This is a genomic window from Lentzea cavernae (assembly GCF_014653695.1).
GTDB lineage: Bacteria > Actinomycetota > Actinomycetes > Mycobacteriales > Pseudonocardiaceae > Lentzea > Lentzea cavernae.
In genome coordinates this window covers 793,828-812,111 of the sequence record NZ_BNAR01000001.1, presented here as the reverse complement: position 1 = coordinate 812,111, position 18,284 = coordinate 793,828, and the positions used below count along the sequence as shown (strand labels likewise).

Sequence of the window (18,284 nt, the reverse complement as noted above, 5' to 3'; positions counted from 1 at the left end):
ACACGATGTGATCCGACCCGAACATCACCGCGCCACAGTACTTTCCCTGACCTGCAACGAAAACGGCGTCTCCACGTTCTCCAGCGACTCCCCGGACTCCACCCGCCGATGCAGCAGATCAACCGCAGCCCGGGCGATAGCAGCCTTGTCCGGCGCAACAGACGTCAGTGACGGAGAGCTGTAAACGCTTTCCTCGTTGTTGTCAAAGCCGACCACAGCCAGATCGGACGGCACCCGCACAAGACGCTCAGCAGCAGCCCGCATCGCACCGATGGCGAGCAAGTCGTTGAAGCAGAACACAGCATCCGGCGGCGTGCGCAGGTCCAGCAACGACCTCATGGCGGCGGCACCATCAGCACGGTGGTAGTTCAACGCAGGCACCACAAGCTCATCCACGAACGGCAAAGAAGCCTCCGCCAAAGCCAACCGGTACCCCTCCAGGCGCAGAGCGGCGGTGCCTCGATGGGGGTGGGCACCGATCGCGGCGATCCGCTGATGGCCCAGTGAGATCAGGTGCCGGACGGCGGACTGGGCGGCGGCCACGTTGTCGATACCCACGCGGGAGATCGGAACGTCGACGGCGTGCTCGCCCAGCAGGACGGCGGGCACGGGCAACTGGAAGTCATCGACCTGGAGGGCTTCCGGGCTCAGGATCGCGGCGTCGACCAGGTGCGGACCCAAAGCGGCCAGCGCGGAGCGTTCGCCGGCGAGGGTGCCGAAGGTCTGCTCGATGAGCACGTTCCACTCGTGTTCCTGGGCGGCGGCGATGACGAGGCCGGCCAGTTCGGCGAAGTAGGGGATGGAGAGCTCGGGCAGGACCAGGGCGATGAAGCCGGTGCGGCCGCGGCGCAGGTTGCGGGCTCCTAGGTTGGGGCGGTAGCCGGTCGCCTCCAGGGCCTCCTCGACGCGGCGGCGGTTGTCCGGTTTCACGAACGAGTAGCCGTTGACCACGTTCGACACGGTCTTGACCGACACGCCCGCCAGGCGGGCGACGTCCTTGAGCGTGGCCAACAGAGCCTCCACAAAAAGTACCGGGAAAAATACCGGGACGGTCTCGGGTCTTTACATCGTTGGAACAACGATGCAAATCTAACGCCACACAGCGCGTCCACGTACAGCCCCGTGTGTAGGAGCCAACGATGTCTCGCATCCTGCTAATCGCCGTCGCAGCCTTGCTCGTGACGGGATGCACCAGCAGAGAAACCCCGACGACCGCGACCAGTGAAGGGCCTGCCGCGTCTGCCGCGCAGAACCAAAGCGCTGGTCCCGGCTGTGCGCGGAGCAAGACCGGGTACCCCCAGATCGACCTCAAGGGTGCCGTGGTCGGCTTCTCCCAGTCGGAGAAGGAGGCCAACCCGTTCCGCACCGCGGAGACCCAGTCGATCAGGGACGAGGCCGCGAAGCGCGGTGCCGAACTGCTCTACACGAACGCCCAGAGCGACCTGAACAAGCAGATCAGCGACATCAAGTCGTTGATCGACCGCGGGGCGAAGCTGCTCATCGTGGCGCCGCTCAACTCCGACGGCCTGCAGCCCGCGTTCGACGCGGCCAAGGCCAAGCAGGTGCCGGTCGTGACGATCGACCGCAAGGTGTCGTCGCAGCCCTGCACGGACTACCTGACGTTCATCGGCTCCGACTTCGTCGAGCAGGGCAAGCGCGCCGCCCAGCAGATGATCAAGGCGACCGGTGGCACCGGTAAGATCGCGATCCTGCTCGGCGCGTCGGGCAACAACGTGACGGTCGACCGCACCAAGGGCTTCAAGGACGGCATCGCCGGCACGCCGGGCCTCACCGTCGTCGCGGAGCAGACGGGTGAGTTCGACAGGTCCAAGGGCCAGGCCGTGATGGAGCAGCTCATCCAGAGCAACCCCGACATCACCGCCGTCTACGCCGAGAACGACGAGATGGGCGTCGGCGCCGTCACCGCGCTCAAGGCCGCGGGCAAGCAGCCCGGCAAGGACGTCAAGATCGTGTCCGTCGACGGCACGCGCAACGCCGTGCAGCTCCTGGTGGACGGCAGCTACACCGGTGTCGTCGAGTCCAACCCGCGCTTCGGCCCGCTCGCGTTCGACACGCTGGAGAAGTTCGGCAAGGGCGACGAGATCCCGAACACCATCGTGATCTCCGACGACGAGTACGACTCGACGAACGCCGCGCAGAAGCTCGCCAATGCCTACTGAGATCCCTTCTTCTCCGGTGATCGAGGTCGCCGGCGTCACCAAGACGTTCGCCGGCGTCCAGGCGCTGCGCGACGTCGACTTCACCCTCCAGCGCGGGGAGATCCACGCGCTGGTGGGGGAGAACGGCGCCGGCAAGTCGACGCTGATCAAGGTGCTGACCGGCATCCACACCCCGGATGCCGGTCGCATCACCCGCGACGGGCACATCTCCACGATCTACCAGGAGGTGAACCTCGTTCCGCTGATGAGCGTCTCCGCGAACCTGTTCCTAGGCCGCGAGCCGCGGAACAGGTTCGGCCTGATCGACCGCGCCCGCCGGGACGCCGACGCCGCGGAGCTCCTGCGCGGCTACGGCATCACGGCGGACGTGAGCAGCCCGCTCGGGACGCTCGCGGTCGGTGAGCAGCAGATGGTCGCGCTCGCGCGGGCCGTCGCGGCGGAGGCGGACGTCGTGATCATGGACGAGCCCACGTCGTCGCTGGAGCCGCGCGAGGTCGAGACGCTGCTCGGTGTCGTGCAGAAGCTGCACGAGGAGGGGATCGCGATCATCTACGTCAGCCACCGCATGGACGAGCTGTACCGGATCTGCGACACCGTCACGGTGCTGCGGGACGGTGTGAACGTGCACAGTGGTCCTCTCAAAGAACTTCCGCGCATCGAGCTGGTCTCGCTGATGCTCGGCAGGTCGGTCAAGGAGATCGAGAACCACGGCACCACGGCGTTCGGCGAGGACCACCACGCCGACGCCGAACCGGTGCTCGAGGCGACCGGTCTGACGAGCAAGCCGCGCATCAACGGCGTCAGCGTCGCGATCCGGCCCGGCGAGGTCGTCGGCCTCGCCGGCCTGCTCGGATCGGGGCGCACGGAGACCGCGAAGGCGATCATCGGCGCGCTCCCGATCGACGGCGGCACGGTGCTCGTCGCGGGCACACCGGTGCCGCGCACCGTGAAGGCGGCGACCAGGGCGGGCATCAGCATGCTCGCGGAGGACCGCAAGACCGAGGGAATCATCCCGAACCTGTCCGTGCGCGAGAACATCGTGCTGGCCGCGCTGCCGCGCCTCAGCCGGTTCGGTGTGACCAGCCGGTCCAAACAGGACCGGATCGTGGACACGTTCATCAAACGGCTGCGCATCAAGGTGTCCAGCCCGGAGCAGAAGGTCGCGGAGCTCTCCGGCGGCAACCAGCAGAAGGTGCTGCTCGCCAGGTGGCTCTGCACCGAGCCCCGGATCCTGCTCCTCGACGAACCGACGCGCGGCATCGACGTCGGCGCCAAGGCCGAGGTGCAGGCGCTGATCGACGAACTCGCGCGGGAGGGCCTGGCGGTGCTGCTGATCAGCTCCGAGCTGGACGAGCTGCTCGACGGTGCCGACCGGCTCGTCGTGCTGCGCGACGGGTCGGTCGCCGGCGAGTTGGAAGGGGACCAGCTCACCCGTGAGCACGTGCTCAAGGCGATCGCGGCGGAGGTGACGGATGACTCAGACCACGCAAGCACCCACTAAGACGGCCGTCGGCTCCGCGGCCGCCAGAACGCGGTGGTTGCAGGACAACGGTGTCTATGTCGCCGTCGGCGTCCTGCTGCTGTTCAACGCCCTGTTCACGGCCAACTTCCTGACACTGGGCAACTTCACGACCCAGCTCGTCCAGGCCGCGCCGGTGCTGATCGTCGCGCTCGGCATGGCGCTGGTGATCGGCACCGAGGGCGTGGACCTGAGCGTCGGCGCGGTCATGGCGCTCGCCGCCGCGATCATCCCGCTCTACCTCGGCGCGGGCCCGCTCGTCGCGATCACGATGGCGCTCGTCGTCGGCTTGCTGGCGGGGGCGTTCAACGGGTTCCTCGTCGCCAGGGTCGGCATCCAGCCGATCGTCGCCACGCTCGCGCTGCTGGTCGGCGGACGGGGCCTGGCGCTGGTCATCGCGGACGGCCAGCTCGTGCAGCTGCACGACGAGACGTTCCTCGCGCTCGGCACCGGCGACGTCGCCGGCATCCCGGTCAGCGTGCTGATCGCGGGCCTGCTGGCGCTCGTGATCGCGGGCCTCACGAACCGCACCACGTTCGGCCGCCAGCTCGTCGCGATCGGCGGCAACCGCAAGGCCGCGACACTGGCGGGGCTCCCGGTCAACCGGGTGCTGATCGGCGTCTACGCGATCACGGGCGTGCTCGCGGCGATCGCCGGCGTCCTCGCCACCTCGCGGCTCGCCGCGAGCGACCCGGCCGACATGGGCCTGCTGATGGAACTGTCCGCGATCACCGCGGTGGTCGTCGGCGGGACCCCGCTGACCGGCGGCAAGGTCCGCGTGCTCGGCACGGTGTTCGGCGTGATCCTGATGCAGCTCGTCAGGGCCACCCTGATCAAGCACAACCTGCCGGACTCGATCGCGCAGATGATCCAGGCCGCGATCATCATCGCCGCCGTGTACGTGGCACGGGAGCGCCGATGACCGCCACCCTGACCAAGGCGACACCGACCATGGCCGCCAGGACGAAGGTCCTGCAACGCCAGGGGGCCGCCGTCGCGCTCGTGCTGATGGTCGCGGTGTCGTGGCTGGTGTTCCCGCGCTTCGGCAGCCTCGACAACCTGCGCGACCTCGCCCTGCAGGGCTCGTTCCTCGCGGTGATCGCGATCGGCATGACGTTCGTGATCATCACGGGCGGCATCGACCTGTCCGTCGGCTCGGTCTACGCCCTGGGAGGCGTGCTCGCGGCCTGGGGCTCGCAGTACGGGTTCCTAGTGGCGCTGGCGCTGCCGCTCGTGGTGTGCGGGCTGATCGGGCTGATCAACGGCCTGCTGATCGCCCGCACGAACATGGCGCCGTTCATCGTCACGCTCGCCTCGCTGCTGTTCGCCCGCGGCCTGCTGCTGGTGATCACCGACGAGGGCGCGAACACCTACCAGATCCCGGCGGACAGCGCGTTCGTCGAACTGGGCCGCGGCACGGTTTTCGGCTTCGGCTACCCGATCTTCGTCGCCGCCGTGCTCGCCGTCCTCGGCGGCATGGTCCTCAACCGCACCAACTTCGGCCAGAACGTGTTCGCCACCGGGGGCGCCGAGCAGTCGGCGGTCCTGCTGGGCGTCCCCGTGGCGAAGACCAAGGTGCTCGTCTACACGATGAGCGGCACGCTGGCGGGTCTCGCCGGCGCCCTGACCGCCGCTTATCTGCAGTCGGGCGTCACGGTCATCGGTGTGGGCCTCGAACTGGACGCCATCGCGGTCGTCGTCATCGGCGGAACCCTGCTGACCGGTGGCATGGGAACCGTCCTCGGCACCGTGATCGGCGTGGGCCTGATCAAGGTCATCCAGAACGTCATCAACCAGATCGGCACTCTCGACAGCAACTACCAGTCAGTGGTCAGCGGCGTGTTCCTTCTCATCGTCGTTGTCCTACAACGGATATTGCGAAGATAGGAGAGCCATGACCAGACGCGTCCTGGGCGTATTGGTCTCGATCCTGATCACAGCAACCTTCCTGACACCGACAGCGCACGCGGCGGAGTGGGTCCCCAAGACCCCTCCGCTCGCGACGCCCTGGACCTCCCAGGTCTCGCCGTCGAACGCCCTGCCCGAGTACCCGCGTCCGCAGCTGCAGCGCCCTGAATGGCAGAACCTCAACGGCGTCTGGGAGTTCGCGGGTGCGGCGAACCTGAACAACCCGCCGATCGGCAGGCCACTGGCCGAAGGCGTCCTCGTGCCGTACCCGATCGAGTCCGCCCTGTCGGGGATCAAGCGGCACGAGGACAACATGTTCTACCGCCGCACCTTCACCGTTCCGTCCTCCTGGAACGGTCGCCAGGTCAAGCTGAACTTCGGCGCGGTGACCTGGGAGACGAGGGTCTGGGTCAACGGCAGGCAGGTCGGCACGCACACCGGCGGCTTCGACGCGTTCTCGTTCGACATCACGTCCGCGCTGATCTCCGGCGCGAACGAGATCGTCGTCGGCGTGCACTCGCCGGTCGACGGCAGCCGTTACCCGATCGGCAAGCAGCGCCGCACGCCCAGCGGGATCTTCTACACCGCCTCCTCCGGCATCTGGCAGACGGTGTGGCTGGAACCCGTGCGAGCGGCGAACATCACGCGTCTCGACACCACGCCGAACGTCGGCGCGGGCGCGCTCGACCTGGTCGTGCAGGGCACCGCCGGCCAGTCGGTCACGGCAGAGGTGATCAGCGGCGGGCAGGTCGTCGGCCGGCAGACCGGCACGACCGGCACCTCGTTGCGGGTGCCGGTGCCGAACGCCCGGCTGTGGTCACCGGACGACCCGTTCCTCTACGACCTGCGCGTGACGCTCGGGGGCGGTGACTCGGTCACCGGCTACTTCGGCATGCGCTCGCTGGGCAAGGCGATGGTCGGCGGTGTCATGCGGCCGTTGCTGAACGGGAAGTTCGTCTTCCAGAGCGGCACGCTCGACCAGGGCTACTGGCCGGACGGCCTCTACACCGCGCCGACCGACGAGGCGCTGCGCTGGGACCTCGAACGCCAGAAGGCACTGGGCTTCAACATGGTCCGCAAGCACATCAAGGTCGAACCGGCGCGCTGGTTCTACCACGCGGACCGGCTAGGCCTGATGGTCTGGCAGGACATGCCCTCGGTCGACGCGATCGACGAGGTGCCGAACTCGCACGCCAACTTCGAGTCCGAGCTGCGCCGGATGATCGACCAGCTCAAGGGCATCACGTCGATCGTGCAGTGGGTGCCGTTCAACGAGGGCTGGGGCGAGTACGACGCCGGGCGGATCGTGAACCTGGTCCGCTCCATCGACAACACCCGCTTGATCAACCACAACTCGGGGTCCAACTGCTGCGTCTCGGACCCCGACCCCGGCAACGGCGACATCATCGACGACCACCACTACCAGATCTCGGCCAACACCCGGCAGCCCGACGCCAACCGCGTCGCGATGCTCGGCGAGTTCGGTGGTCTCGGCCGCAGGATCGTGGGCCACGAGTACCAGCCGGGCGCGGGGTTCGCCTACGGCGCGCTGTACCCGGACGAGCAGTCGCTGACCAAGCGGTACGAGGAGGTCATCAAGCAGGTCCAGCGGCTCATCCACACCCGCGGGCTCTCCGCGATGGTCTACACCGAGCCGTACGACGTCGAGAACGAGGTCAACGGCTTCTACACCTACGACCGGCGCATCCTGAAGATGACCGAGTCGAGGGTGCGGGCGGTGAACCTCGGAGTTCTCGCCGTCGCCCGCGGTACGGCCGTCAGCCCTGACGACGTGGTGTCGTTGCGCGTCACCACCTCCGGCTACACCAACCGGTACCTGCGCCATCAGGAGTCGCTGGCCAGGACCGACGTGATCAGCACGGACCTGGCCAAGCTGGACGCGACGTTCCACCCGCGTCCCGGACTGGCCGACTCCGCCTGCCTGTCGTTCGAGTCGCGGAACTTCCCCGGCCAGTTCCTCAGGCACAGCAACGGACGCATCCGCACCGACGTGAACAACGGCACGATCGCGGCGGATGCCACGTTCTGCGCGCGGGAAGGCTCTGGCGGCACCGCGCTGGAGTCGTACAACGTGCGCGGTTCGTTCGTGCGGCACTTCAACGAGGGCGTGTACCTGGCACGCTCCGGTGGCCCGAACCCCTGGGACACCGCGAACTCGTTCTCCGCGGACAGCACGTGGGCGATCGGCACGGGCCTGTGGCGCAGCGGCGCGGAACTGCCGCTGGACCAGGCCCGCTCGTTCCGGGTGACCTCGCCCGGCTTCACGGACCGCTACCTGCGGCACCGGGAGTCGTTGGCGCGCACGGACGTCGTGAGCGGCACGAGCGACGCGCTGACGAAGGCCGACGCGACGTTCGTGGTGCGGCGCGGGTTCGCCGACCCGACGTGCTACTCGTTCGAGTCCCGCAACATCCCCGGGCAGTACCTGCGGCACGCGGACTTCCGCGTCCGGCTCGGCGGCAACGACAACACCGACGTGTTCCGCCGCGACGCCACTTTCTGCGCGCAGCAGGGCACCGGTGGCGTGCGACTGGAGTCGATCAACGAGCTCGGCACCAGCATCCGGCACTACCAGGAGGAGGTCTGGGTCGCCTCGAACGGCGGCGCGCACACGTACGACAACCCTGCCTCGTACAACCAGGACGTGAGCTGGGCCGTCAGCTCGCCCTGGACCCCGTAGGAGACATCATGCTGCTACGAATGGTTTCCGTGTCCGCGGTCGTGCTGAGCACGATCACCATCCCTGCCGCGACGGCCTCTGCCGAGGTCGTCGACGCGATGAGCCGCGACTTCGGCATCACCCAGGCCGAAGCGCTGATGAGGATCCGCCAGGAGAAGGTGGCGCTGAAGATCGCGCCGGCCGCCGAGCAGGCAGCCGCCGGCGCGTACGGCGGCAGCTGGTACGCCGACGGCAAGCTCAAGGTGGCCGTCACCGACCCGGCGAAGGCCGACGCCGTCAGAGCGGCCGGCGCCGAACCGGTGCTGCGCACGAAGACACTCGCGTCCCTGAACGCGGTGAAGTCCGGCATCGACGGCCTGTCGAAGGCCGGGGCGGTGCCGAAGGACGTCGCCGGGTGGCGGGTCGACGTCCAGCGCGGCGCCGTCGTGGTCGACGCCCTGCCGGGTGCCGACCTCTCGGCGCTGCCGAAGGACGTCGTCGTGAACACCGCGGGCGTTCAGAAGCCGCAGACGTTCGCGGCCGGCACCGTCGGCGGCGACCCGTTCTACACGGGCAACGTCCGGTGCTCGATCGGGTTCTCGGTGCACGGCGGTTACGTCACCGCCGGCCACTGCAACGTCGGTGCCTGGAACGTCTACGGCTGGGACCGGTCGTGGCAGGGCGAGTTCGTCGGATCGTCGTTCCCCACCAACGACTACGGCTGGGTACGCACCGGCGGCGGCTGGTGGAACGTCCCGGTCGTGCTCGGCTGGGGCCAGACGAGCGACGCGCTGGTGCGCGGGTCGTGGGAGGCCCCGCCCGGCACCTCGGTGTGCCGCTCGGGCTCGACCACGCACTGGCACTGCGGTGTGATCCAGGGCCGCAACGAGACCGTGAACTACCAGCAGGGCGCGGTCTACGAGATGGTCGGGACGAGCGTGTGCGCCGAAGGTGGCGACTCCGGTGGGTCGTTCATCACCGGTGACCAGGCGCAGGGCGTGACGTCCGGCGGGTACGGCAACTGCTCCAGCGGTGGCCGCACCTGGTTCCAGCCCGTCAACGAGATCCTTCGCACGTACGGGTTGACGCTCCTGACCGCCTGAGGCACGTCCTAGTCGAAGAGGATCCGCCTGGCCGCGGCCTTGCCGGGTGGCGTGCGCAGCAACGCGAACGCCACCTCGGCGAGGCCCGGTCCGCGGACCAGCGACAGCCCGCGGCGCAACTGGGACCGCAGCAGGTACCGGCGCCTCATCGCCGCGCCGTCGTAGTGCTCCAGCACGTACCTGTTGCCGCTGCGCAGGTAGTCGAACGTGACCGAGGCCGCGAGCTCGGGCATCCGCATGCACGGGTCGAGCCCGCCCGCCGTGAGCGGCGAGACCGCGCCCGCCGCGTCCCCGACCAGCAGCCCTTGCGGTGACACGATCCTGCGGAGCAGTCCGCCGACCGGGATCGGCCCGCCCCGCCGTTTCACCGGCCCGGTGGGGTCGGGGGCCGGGAAGCTGTCGCGGAAGCGTTGCAGCAGCTGGGGGAGCGGCGCGGTGAACCGGTCGGCCCTCCCCGCCAGCCCGACGTGCGCGTGCTCGCCGTCGTCGATGACCCAGGCGATGTAGCCGGGCGCGAGCCGGGGGTCGACCACGCAGTGGAAGGTCGGCACCGAACCGGTCCTGACCGGGTAGACCTCCTCGATGCCGGTGATCAGCTGCCGGTTGACGTCGAGGCCGAGGTTCTTCGCGACCGTGGACCGGGCGCCGTCCGCGCCGATGGTGAACCGCGCTCTCGTGGACTTGGCCGGATAGCTCGAGTTCAGGCTGACCTGCGCGCCCGCCCGTTCGGCGTCCCGCACCGCGGAGGCGTAGATGCCCTCCATGTCGCCGACCCGGAACTCGTCGCGCGCGCTCACGAGCTCCACCGGTTTCTCCAGCGACGGCGGGTAGAGCAGCACGCGCCGGACCGCCGGGCCGAGGTGGGGCAGCGCGTAGTCGTCCAGGGTGCGCCGGACGAAGATGCCGGTCGTGCGGATGCCGGTCTCGAGGCTCGTCCTGCGTTCGCACACGGCCACGTCGAGCCCCGCCTCCGCGAGCAGGCGCGCGGTGGTGAGGCCGGCCAGCCCGGCGCCGACGACGAGCACGTCCACGGTGTCCATGCCGTCCGACGGTAGGACGGGCGACCGGGCCGGTTTCCGCTTCCGGCGACACCTTCACCGGATCTGCACCACATCTCCACAAATGTGGCATCGTGTGCCCACCGCTGCCTCGAATCCCTGGTTCGAGGAGGAACACCGATGGAGTTGTTCAACCGCCGCACCGCACTGCGAGGCGCTCTCGCCGTCGCGGCCACGCCACTGGCCGCGGGTGTGGCATCGGCCGACGTGGGTGCGATGGCGTTCGTGCAGAAGTGGGCTCCGAACCCCGGTGTGGCCGGGCTGAAGGCGTTCGCCGGCATCGAGGACGACCGCTCGGACTCGCACCCGTCGGCGACGCACGTCTTCGCCGAGAGCGACCAGTACCGGTTCGTGATGCACAAGGCCGACCGGGACGGTGCCGACCGGCAGCGCAACGAGGTGCGCGCCATTCAGACCGGCAGCACCCGGCACGACATGAAGAAGGGTGAGACCTGGCGGTTCACCTACCAGATGTACATCCCGGCGTCGTTGAAGGGCACCACCAGCTTCACTCACATCTTCCAGGTCAAGCACACCGGCGTCGACTCGCCCGTGGTCACCATGTCGTTGTTCCGCTCCGGTTCCACCGAGACCGTCGAGATGCGACTGTTCGGCGCGGGACAGGCGAAGCTCGGCAGCACACCGCTGGCCCCGTTGCGCACCAGGTGGATCGACGTGGAGATCGAGATCAAGGTCGCCGACTCCGGCAGCCTGCGCTTCACGCTGAAGGACGCCGGCAGGACGGTCGTCACCGCGTCGCGGTCCGGTTTCGACACGTGGCTGGGCGGTGACCAGGCACATCCGAAGTGGGGCATCTACCGGAGCATCAACGACTCCGCGCAGCTCCAGGACACCTATCTGCTGCTCCGCAACATGAAGGCGTACCGGAACGAATAGAGGGTGTTCCCACACGGGCCTGTAGAGGCCAGAATTACCCGTGTGGGGGATGTACACGGACGAACTGTCGAGAGCAGGGCCGGTGTCGCCGCCTTCCTGGCGGGCGTGTGGCTGATCGCCGCACCGCCGGTCCTGCACTTCGACGCGTCGCTGCACGCTTTCCGGCCGTACTGGGTGTCCATGGGACTGGCCGTCGTGATCATGCTGCTCGGCATGGTGCGGGCGATGGCGCCGCTGGACGTGCCGTTCATCCGGCACGTGACGATCGGGCTGGCGCTGTGGTTGGTCGTCGTGGCGCTGCTGCGAGCGGACGGTGGCGCTGCGGCCGTTTGGCTCAACCAGCTGGTGGTGGGCGGTCTCATCGCGCTCACGGCGGCGCTGGCGCTGCTGATCGGCATGCGGAGATGAGGACCTGGTCGGACCTCTGCCTGATCTGCTCGGGACAGCAGGAGTTCGTGGTCAACGTCCACGAGGCCGGGCCGTACGAGCGCAGTCACGACTACACGCGCGTGCTGTTCTGCGCCGCGTGCTCGGTCGGTGAGTTGCGGGCGTTCAGCTACGACGGCTTCGTGGTGTTCGGCGAGGAGGACGAGGTCATGGTCTGGTCCTCGATCCTCTCCGCCTCCGACGTCGAGCGGCTGCGCACGGGGTTCGCGTGCACCGTGCCGCTCGCCGGCGGTTGTGAGTGCCCTCAGCACGTCCGGGCCTACGACACGAGTGTGCGCGTGAACAAGACGCGGCTGCCGGAGCACGGGCCCGACCGGCACAGTCCGGCCGGGCGCTCCACCGCCACCGTCCTGGTGGCCGGCGGGCTGGCGGAGTTCGCGTCGAGCTAGCAGCGCTCGCTGGTCTTGGCGAACGTGAAGTAGCTGCTCCCGTCGACCTCACCGTGCGCGCGCGTGCACTGGTCGAGCGTGTCCGCGCCGCCGGACCACAGCTCCTGCTGCCCCCGCGCACCCGTCTTGTAGCCGTTGCTGTTGTTCGGGCGCGTCTGGACGTACGTGCGGAGCGTGAAGTCCCTGCTGTGGCTGGAGATCCACGAGTCCCACACGTAGACGTACGAGAAGTTCTTCCCGCACCCCTTGAACTGCTTGACCGACGCGACGGTCGTGCCGCCGCTCGTGGCGTAGGCCGTCGACCCGATCTGCGTCACGCTGGAACAGGTCGGGCTGGACTCGGCCTGGGCGATGCCGGCCGTCGTGCTCAGAGCGGCTGCCACCACGGCTCCCGCGGCCAGGATCTTGCGCATCAGGTGCTCCTCCTCGTTTGGCCGGAGCCTGCGCCGTGCCGGTTGGCCACCGGTAAATCAGCTGATCGTGGCCGATGCCACTCGATCGAGGTAGTCATCCAGCTTGATAGTCAAGATTTATGACTATATGGTGGAGGGCATGAGCGAGAAGAAGATCATTGCCGTGGTGGGTGCGACCGGCGAGCAGGGCGGGTCGGTGGCGAGGGCGCTGCTGGCCGACGGGGAGTTCGCGGTGCGCGCGCTCGCCCGCAACCCCGAGTCGGCAGCGGCCGCGAAGCTGGCCGCACTGGGCGCGGAGGTCGTCGCGGCCGACCTGTACGACGTGGACAGCCTGCGGAAGGGGTTCGACGGCGCGTACGGGGCGTACCTGGTCACGCCGTACTTCACCCACATGTCGCCGGCGAAGGAGGTCGAGGAGGTCCGCAACCTGGTGGCCGCGGCGCAAGGCCTGCGGCACGTGGTGTGGTCGACGCTGGAGGACACCCGCGAGGCGATCTCGCTCGACGACGACCGGATGCCCACGCTCGAGGGGAAGTACAAGGTGCCGCACTTCGACGTGAAGGGCGGCGAGGCGGACGCGTTGTTCGCACAGGCGGGGCTACCGACGACGTACGTGCGGATGTCGTTCTACTGGAACAACTTGCTGAGCGGCTCCGCGCCGCATCGGCGCGCGGACGGCACGCTGGCGCTGTCGTTGCCGATGGGGGAGAGCAGGATCTCCGGCATCGCGGCCGAGGACATCGGCAAGGCGGTCGTGAGCATCCTCAAGCACCCGTCGGAGACCATCGGCCAGACGATCGGGCTGGGCGCCGAGCACCTCACCGGCGAGGAGGTCGCCGAGGCCTTCAGCGAGGTCCTGGGCGAGGAGGTCGCGTACGACCCCATGTCCCACAACGACTTCCGCGCGCTCGGCTTCCCGGCGGCGGAGGACCTGGGCAACATGTTCCAGTACTACGCGGAGTTCGACACGCACATCCTGCCGCGCCGCGGCACCGCGCGGACCCGCGAGCTCGTGCCGGGGTGGCTGACGCTGAAGGAGTTCCTCACCGCGCACCGCGAGGAGATCGTGATCGGCTAGTGGCGGCGCGTGATCTCCTCGAAGACGGCCTTGAACTCGCTGAACCGCTCGCGCCCCACCAGTTCGGCGAGCCTGGCCTCGATGTCGGAGATGATCCGCTTCGCCTGGACCATCTGGTCACGACCCAGGTCGGTGGGCACGACCAGTTTCGCCCGCCGGTCCGCCGGGTCGGGCTGCCGGGTGACGTAGCCGAGGCGTTCGAGCTCGTCGACCAGCGTGCTGACGACCTGCTTGTGCTGGCCGGAACGCTCGGACAGCTCGCTCGCGCGCGTGCCCGTGGTGGCGATGTAGGCCATGACGGCGCCGTGACGCGGGCGCAGGTGCTCGTGGCCCGCCTCGGCCAGACGGGCGAAGAGCTCCTTCTGGAAGCCCGAGAGCAGGTGTGCGGAGAGGACGCCGACGTCTGGCATGGGGGTGATGGTAACCCGGAGGTCGTGCAGTCCGAAGAGGACGGACGGCCTAAGGGGTGCTCTGGAAGGACGAGATCTGTCGCACCACCCGCGCCGCGAGGACCGCGGCGACGATGCCGACGGCCGCGCAGATCGTCGTCTGGACGGCCGCGAACGCGTACCACCCGTTCGAGATGTCGCCGTCCTGGAAGGACTGGACGTGCACGAGGTCGAGCAGCCACATGAGCACGAACGCGGTCCACCACCTCGTGGTCGTGGCTGGGGACGGCCGTTCCTCCAGGGGCACGTCCCGCAGCCGCGGATCGCTGGCGCGCCAGACGTCGTCGACGACCACCTTGGGAAACCAGAGGTTCACGACGGGTACGCACCAGCTCAACCAGACCCACACGGGGTCGCGGAGGCGCTCGCCCGCGGGGACGAGGTGCCCGGCGTTGATGCGGGCGTTGTGCAGCCACATGATGAACGCGGTGATCGCCGCGGCCGTGATGACCGCCGGCGGCCAGTTGGTGAGAACCCTGACCGTGTAGTGCGTGGCGAGCTCGGCCGGCGTGGTGTCGTGGGCGCGGTAGTCGCGGATGGTCGTGTAGGTCAGCCAGTCGGCCGCGGCCTCGGCGACGTTGCCGAGGGCCACGAGCCCGATGAGGACGGACGCCACGAGCCCCAGGCCGCGCACGGACCTGAAGCGCTGCGCGTTCTTCCCCCGGTTCATGGCCCCGCCAGGATAGACGCGGCCCGGGGGAGGGCGCTCACGGCGCGGCGAGCGCCTCCGTCGGCGTGAGCCGCGACGCCCGCACGGCAGGGTAGACACCCGCGACCACACCGGTCACGACGGCCGCGCCGAGTCCGGCCAGGACCATCTCCACCGGGATCACCGCGGGCCAGTTGTGCGCGTACGCGTACCCGGCCGTGCCCGTCAGCCCCAGCAGCACACCCGCGACGCCACCCAGCAGGCACAGCACGACCGACTCGGTGAGGAACTGGGTCCTGACCTGGCCGCGGTGAGCGCCCAGTGCCCGGCGCAGCCCGATCTCGCGCTTGCGTTCCAGCACGGAGATCACCATCGTGTTCGCGACCCCGATCCCGCCGACCAGCAACGCCACGCCCGCCAGCCCCAGCATCAACGCCGAGAAGGTGTTCTCGGTGAGGCGCTTGGCCGTGAGGGCGTCGGACGGGCGGCTGACCCGCACCTGCGCCGGCTGTTGCGGGTGGATCGTCTGCGGCAGCACGGCCCGCACGTCGTCGATCGCCGGTTCGTCGGCCCTGAGGTAGAGCACGGTGGGCCGTTCGTCGAAACCGAGGCCCTTCGCCGACTCCCAGCCGACCAGGGCCGACCGCTCGACCTCCGGCGCGAGCGGCAGCGGGGCGAGGATCCCGATCACCGTGAACCACGTGTCGTTGATCCTCACCTGCGCGTCCGGGGCGGTGATGCCGAGCCGGGTCGCGGCGACGTCGCCCAGCACGACGGTGGGGAACCTCTCGGTGGTCTCGTTGAGGAACACGCCCGCTCGCACGCGGCCGTTGAGCGTCTGCAGGAGGTTCAGCTTCGCGGCCAGCACGGTCAGGCCGGACGTCTCCGAGTCCGGGACGCGGTCGGAGCGGCGGACCACGGCGTGCGTGTTCGCGACCGCGCTGACGTCGCCGGTCGGGCCGATGCGGTCGACCATCGCGACGGACTCCGGTGGCAGGGAGGCGGGTTCGTCGTCGGTGCCGGTCGCCGCCTCGGCGCGCAGGAGGTTCGTGCCCAGGGCGGCGAACTCCTCCATCAACGCGGCGCGGCTCGACGCCGGGATGCCGGTGACGACGACCAGGGTGGCGATGCCGATGGAGATGCCGAGCGCGGACAGCACGGCCCGCATGGGCCTGGTGCGCAGTGGGGTCAGGCCGAGCAGCAGGAGGTCGGCCGGGCTGAGGCGGGTCGGCTTGACGTCGCCGCGGGGCCGGCGTTCGGCGCTCACACCGCCACCTCCGAACGGATGCGGCCGTCCCGGATCTCCACCCGGCGCGGCAGCCGGGCCGCCACCTCGCGGTCGTGCGTGATCACCGCGAGGGTCGTGCCGTCCCGGTTCAGGTCGAGCAGCAGGTCGAGCACCGCGCGGCCGGTGGCCGTGTCCAGGGCGCCGGTCGGTTCGTCGGCCAGCACCAGGGCAGGCCGGTTCACCACGGCGCGTGCGATGGCCACGCGCTGGCGTTCGCCGCCGGACAGTTCGTGCGGGCGGTGCCGGAGCCGGTGGCCGAGGCCCACGCGGGTGAGCGCCTCGGTCGCCATCGCGGTCCGCCACTTGCGGCGGACGCCCGCGTAGAGCAGGCCGGTGGCCACGTTGTCGACGGCGGTGAGGCCGTCGGTGAGGTGGAACTGCTGGAACACGAAGCCGATCCGCCGCCCGCGCAACGCCGAGAGCCGCCGGTCGGACAGGGTGGTGATGTCGTGCCCGTCCAGCACCACCGTGCCGCTCGACGGGCGGTCCAGGGTGCCGAGGAGGTTGAGCAGCGTCGACTTGCCCGAACCCGAGGGGCCGACGATCGCGACGGCCTCGCCTTCGTGCAGGGTCAGGGAGACGCCGTCGAGAGCGCGCACGCCGCCCGCGTACTCCTTGACGGCGTCCACGACCTGGAGAACCGGTGTCATGACGTCGTCACCACCTGCAGGCCCTCGCGGACGCCACCGCCGCTGATCTCGACCAGCCCGCCCGCGAACAGGCCGGTCTTCACCGCGACGAGCGCGCCTTCCCCGGTCTGGACGGCATAACCGCCCTCGCGCAACGCGAGCAGCGCGGTCACCGGCACGGCAAGGACGCCCTGCCGCGCGGTGCTCGTCAGGCGGATCCGCACCGGGCCCGAGTCGAACGAGCCCGCCTCGGTGTCGAGGCCGATGTCCACGGCGACCTCCGGGGTCTCCTCGCCGGCGGGGTTCTTCACGGACTTCACCTCGGTGCTCACCGACCGCACGGTCCCGGTGGTCTCGGTGCCGTTCGGCAGCACGACGGTGACCTTCAGGTCCTTCTTGAACACTTCCGCCTGCCGCGCGTCGATCGAGGCGTCGACGGCCTTGCCCGTCGCGGTCACGCGCATCAGCGGGCCCTCACCGGGCGCCGACAGCGTCGCCACGACCGCCTCGACGCGCACCTCGCCGGGCAGCACGACGACGTCACCGGGGTCGACGGCGCCGCTCTCCTCGACCTTCTCGGCCTTCTGCCACCGCTTGACGGCGTCGATCGTGGCCTGGGTGAGTTCGTCGGGGGCGCCACCGAGCTTGTAGCCCAGCGCGCCCAGGTTGTCCTTCACGATCTTCACGTCCGGGCCCTTGGTACCGGCCTTGTCGAGCTTGCGCCACAACGGGGTGTCGCCGAAGAACGACCACACGGGACGGTTGTCCACTTTGTACAGGGCGGTGCCGCGGCCGACGGTCGCGCCGGGTGCCGGGAGCCAGGTGAGCGTGCCCGGCCGTCGCCCCGTCACCTCCTGCGAGGCGCCGAAACCGAGTGTTGCCTTGAACTCGCGGACGTCGGTCAGGTCGGTCTTCACCACGGCGACCGTCCGGGGCGCGGGAGGTTGCGCGGTCTGGGCGGGAGCACGGCGGGTCCAGGTGAGCGCCGACACCCCGGCTGCCAGCACCAGGACCGCGACGCCGGCGACGAGCCACCGCTTCACCGGCGTCCTCCGCCGAAGACTTCCTGCTCGCACTCCTTCTCGATCGTGGCGCGCTGCTCGTGCGGCAGGGTCTGCTCGCCGTCGTAGGTCCAGCTACCGGGCTCGGTCTCGATGACCTTCATGCCGCGGCTGTTGAGGCACTTGACGTTCCGGTGCCAGTTGTCCGCGAAGGTCGGGTTGGAGGAGTCCATCTCCCACGGCGGCAGCGGCCACGTCTTCGCGCAGAGCCTCCACGCCTCGTCGTTGTACTGCCGGCGCCCGGCCGGGCCTGCTCCCGTGCCCGTGGCGTTCGGGTCCTTCTCGGCGAGGCACGCGGTGTGAGCGTCGTACAACCGCTGCTTCTCCTCGTCGGTCATGTCCATGCGCAGCCGCGGTTGGTCGCCGGCCGGAGCAGCGGTGCCGGAGGAGGGCGCGACGGCGCCGGAGGACTGCAGGGACGCCACGTTCGAGGACGGCGGCGCGGCCTGGCTGCACGCCGAAAGCAGCAGCACGGCGGCGCCGATCACCAGCCTGGGTTTCATGGCGGCGATGCTGCCGGGCGGTTGTGAGGAGGA

19 protein-coding genes are annotated in these 18,284 nt (G+C 69.5%); 10 read left to right on the top strand and 9 right to left on the bottom strand.

Going from position 1 to position 18,284, the window contains the following annotated elements; genetic code table 11:
• Window positions 1-24: 24 nt before the first annotated feature.
• On the bottom strand, window positions 25-1,014 hold the full coding sequence (locus tag IE307_RS03625) for a LacI family DNA-binding transcriptional regulator (protein WP_191296490.1): 990 nt from the start codon (window positions 1,012-1,014) through the stop codon (window positions 25-27).
• Between the two features lie 125 nt (window positions 1,015-1,139).
• Between IE307_RS03625 and IE307_RS03620 the strand changes: the two genes are divergently transcribed.
• Genes IE307_RS03620 through IE307_RS03595 form a run of 6 tightly spaced genes read left to right on the top strand, consistent with a single transcriptional unit; the run spans window position 1,140 to window position 9,390 of the window.
• Entirely contained in the window at window positions 1,140-2,180 is a 1,041-nt protein-coding gene (locus tag IE307_RS03620; RefSeq protein ID WP_191295969.1) for an ABC transporter substrate-binding protein, read from the top strand.
• Window positions 2,170-3,681: a sugar ABC transporter ATP-binding protein gene (locus IE307_RS03615; protein ID WP_191295968.1), complete on the top strand. Its 1,512-nt coding sequence runs from the start codon at window positions 2,170-2,172 to the stop codon at window positions 3,679-3,681. Before IE307_RS03620 ends, IE307_RS03615 begins: the two co-directional genes overlap by 11 nt.
• On the top strand, window positions 3,653-4,621 hold the full coding sequence (locus IE307_RS03610) for an ABC transporter permease (protein ID WP_191295967.1): 969 nt from the start codon (window positions 3,653-3,655) through the stop codon (window positions 4,619-4,621). Before IE307_RS03615 ends, IE307_RS03610 begins: the two co-directional genes overlap by 29 nt.
• The gene (locus tag IE307_RS03605) at window positions 4,618-5,586 is read left to right on the top strand and encodes an ABC transporter permease (protein ID WP_191295966.1); all 969 of its coding nucleotides are present in this window, start codon (window positions 4,618-4,620) and stop codon (window positions 5,584-5,586) included. The genes IE307_RS03610 and IE307_RS03605 overlap by 4 nt, the downstream gene beginning before the upstream one ends.
• A gap of 7 nt (window positions 5,587-5,593) precedes the next feature.
• Window positions 5,594-8,308: an AbfB domain-containing protein gene (locus IE307_RS03600; protein ID WP_191295965.1), complete on the top strand. Its 2,715-nt coding sequence runs from the start codon at window positions 5,594-5,596 to the stop codon at window positions 8,306-8,308.
• An 8-nt stretch (window positions 8,309-8,316) separates the two neighbouring features.
• Window positions 8,317-9,390, top strand: coding sequence for a S1 family peptidase (locus IE307_RS03595; RefSeq protein WP_191295964.1), 1,074 nt, complete (start codon window positions 8,317-8,319; stop codon window positions 9,388-9,390).
• Between the two features lie 8 nt (window positions 9,391-9,398).
• On the opposite strand, the gene IE307_RS03590 is transcribed toward IE307_RS03595, so the two are convergent.
• The gene (locus tag IE307_RS03590; RefSeq protein ID WP_191295963.1) at window positions 9,399-10,430 is read right to left on the bottom strand and encodes an FAD-dependent oxidoreductase; all 1,032 of its coding nucleotides are present in this window, start codon (window positions 10,428-10,430) and stop codon (window positions 9,399-9,401) included.
• Between the two features lie 138 nt (window positions 10,431-10,568).
• Between IE307_RS03590 and IE307_RS03585 the strand changes: the two genes are divergently transcribed.
• Genes IE307_RS03585 through IE307_RS03575 form a run of 3 tightly spaced genes read left to right on the top strand, consistent with a single transcriptional unit; the run spans window position 10,569 to window position 12,181 of the window.
• Entirely contained in the window at window positions 10,569-11,345 is a 777-nt protein-coding gene (locus tag IE307_RS03585) for a heparin lyase I family protein (RefSeq protein ID WP_191295962.1), read from the top strand.
• Between the two features lie 42 nt (window positions 11,346-11,387).
• Window positions 11,388-11,753 carry an SPW repeat domain-containing protein gene (locus tag IE307_RS03580; RefSeq protein ID WP_191295961.1) on the top strand — a complete coding sequence of 122 codons (366 nt, stop codon included), beginning with the start codon at window positions 11,388-11,390 and terminating at the stop codon, window positions 11,751-11,753.
• A complete protein-coding gene (locus IE307_RS03575; RefSeq protein WP_191295960.1) occupies window positions 11,750-12,181 on the top strand; it encodes a hypothetical protein in 432 nt (143 codons plus the stop codon). Before IE307_RS03580 ends, IE307_RS03575 begins: the two co-directional genes overlap by 4 nt.
• Here the strand turns inward: IE307_RS03575 and IE307_RS03570 are convergent.
• The gene (locus IE307_RS03570) at window positions 12,178-12,594 is read right to left on the bottom strand and encodes a hypothetical protein (RefSeq protein WP_191295959.1); all 417 of its coding nucleotides are present in this window, start codon (window positions 12,592-12,594) and stop codon (window positions 12,178-12,180) included. The two genes, IE307_RS03575 and IE307_RS03570, sit on opposite strands and share 4 nt — an antisense overlap.
• 139 nt (window positions 12,595-12,733) lie before the next feature.
• Here IE307_RS03570 and IE307_RS03565 point away from each other — a divergent pair, with 139 nt between their 5' ends.
• Complete coding sequence (locus tag IE307_RS03565) at window positions 12,734-13,672, top strand: NmrA/HSCARG family protein (RefSeq protein WP_191295958.1); 939 nt, start codon at window positions 12,734-12,736, stop codon at window positions 13,670-13,672.
• On the opposite strand, the gene IE307_RS03560 is transcribed toward IE307_RS03565, so the two are convergent.
• From IE307_RS03560 to IE307_RS03535, 6 genes are read right to left on the bottom strand one after another with little or no spacing between them, the layout of a single operon-like run.
• Window positions 13,669-14,082 carry a MarR family winged helix-turn-helix transcriptional regulator gene (locus IE307_RS03560; protein ID WP_191295957.1) on the bottom strand — a complete coding sequence of 138 codons (414 nt, stop codon included), beginning with the start codon at window positions 14,080-14,082 and terminating at the stop codon, window positions 13,669-13,671. The two genes, IE307_RS03565 and IE307_RS03560, sit on opposite strands and share 4 nt — an antisense overlap.
• 49 nt (window positions 14,083-14,131) lie before the next feature.
• Window positions 14,132-14,791, bottom strand: coding sequence for a DUF4328 domain-containing protein (locus tag IE307_RS03555; protein WP_191295956.1), 660 nt, complete (start codon window positions 14,789-14,791; stop codon window positions 14,132-14,134).
• A 37-nt stretch (window positions 14,792-14,828) separates the two neighbouring features.
• Entirely contained in the window at window positions 14,829-16,037 is a 1,209-nt protein-coding gene (locus IE307_RS03550) for an ABC transporter permease (protein ID WP_229904347.1), read from the bottom strand.
• The gene (locus IE307_RS03545) at window positions 16,034-16,708 is read right to left on the bottom strand and encodes an ABC transporter ATP-binding protein (protein ID WP_191295955.1); all 675 of its coding nucleotides are present in this window, start codon (window positions 16,706-16,708) and stop codon (window positions 16,034-16,036) included. Before IE307_RS03545 ends, IE307_RS03550 begins: the two co-directional genes overlap by 4 nt.
• A complete protein-coding gene (locus tag IE307_RS03540) occupies window positions 16,705-17,730 on the bottom strand; it encodes a peptidoglycan-binding protein (protein ID WP_191295954.1) in 1,026 nt (341 codons plus the stop codon). The genes IE307_RS03545 and IE307_RS03540 overlap by 4 nt, the downstream gene beginning before the upstream one ends.
• A complete protein-coding gene (locus tag IE307_RS03535; protein WP_191295953.1) occupies window positions 17,727-18,251 on the bottom strand; it encodes a hypothetical protein in 525 nt (174 codons plus the stop codon). Before IE307_RS03535 ends, IE307_RS03540 begins: the two co-directional genes overlap by 4 nt.
• Window positions 18,252-18,284 lie beyond the last annotated feature (33 nt).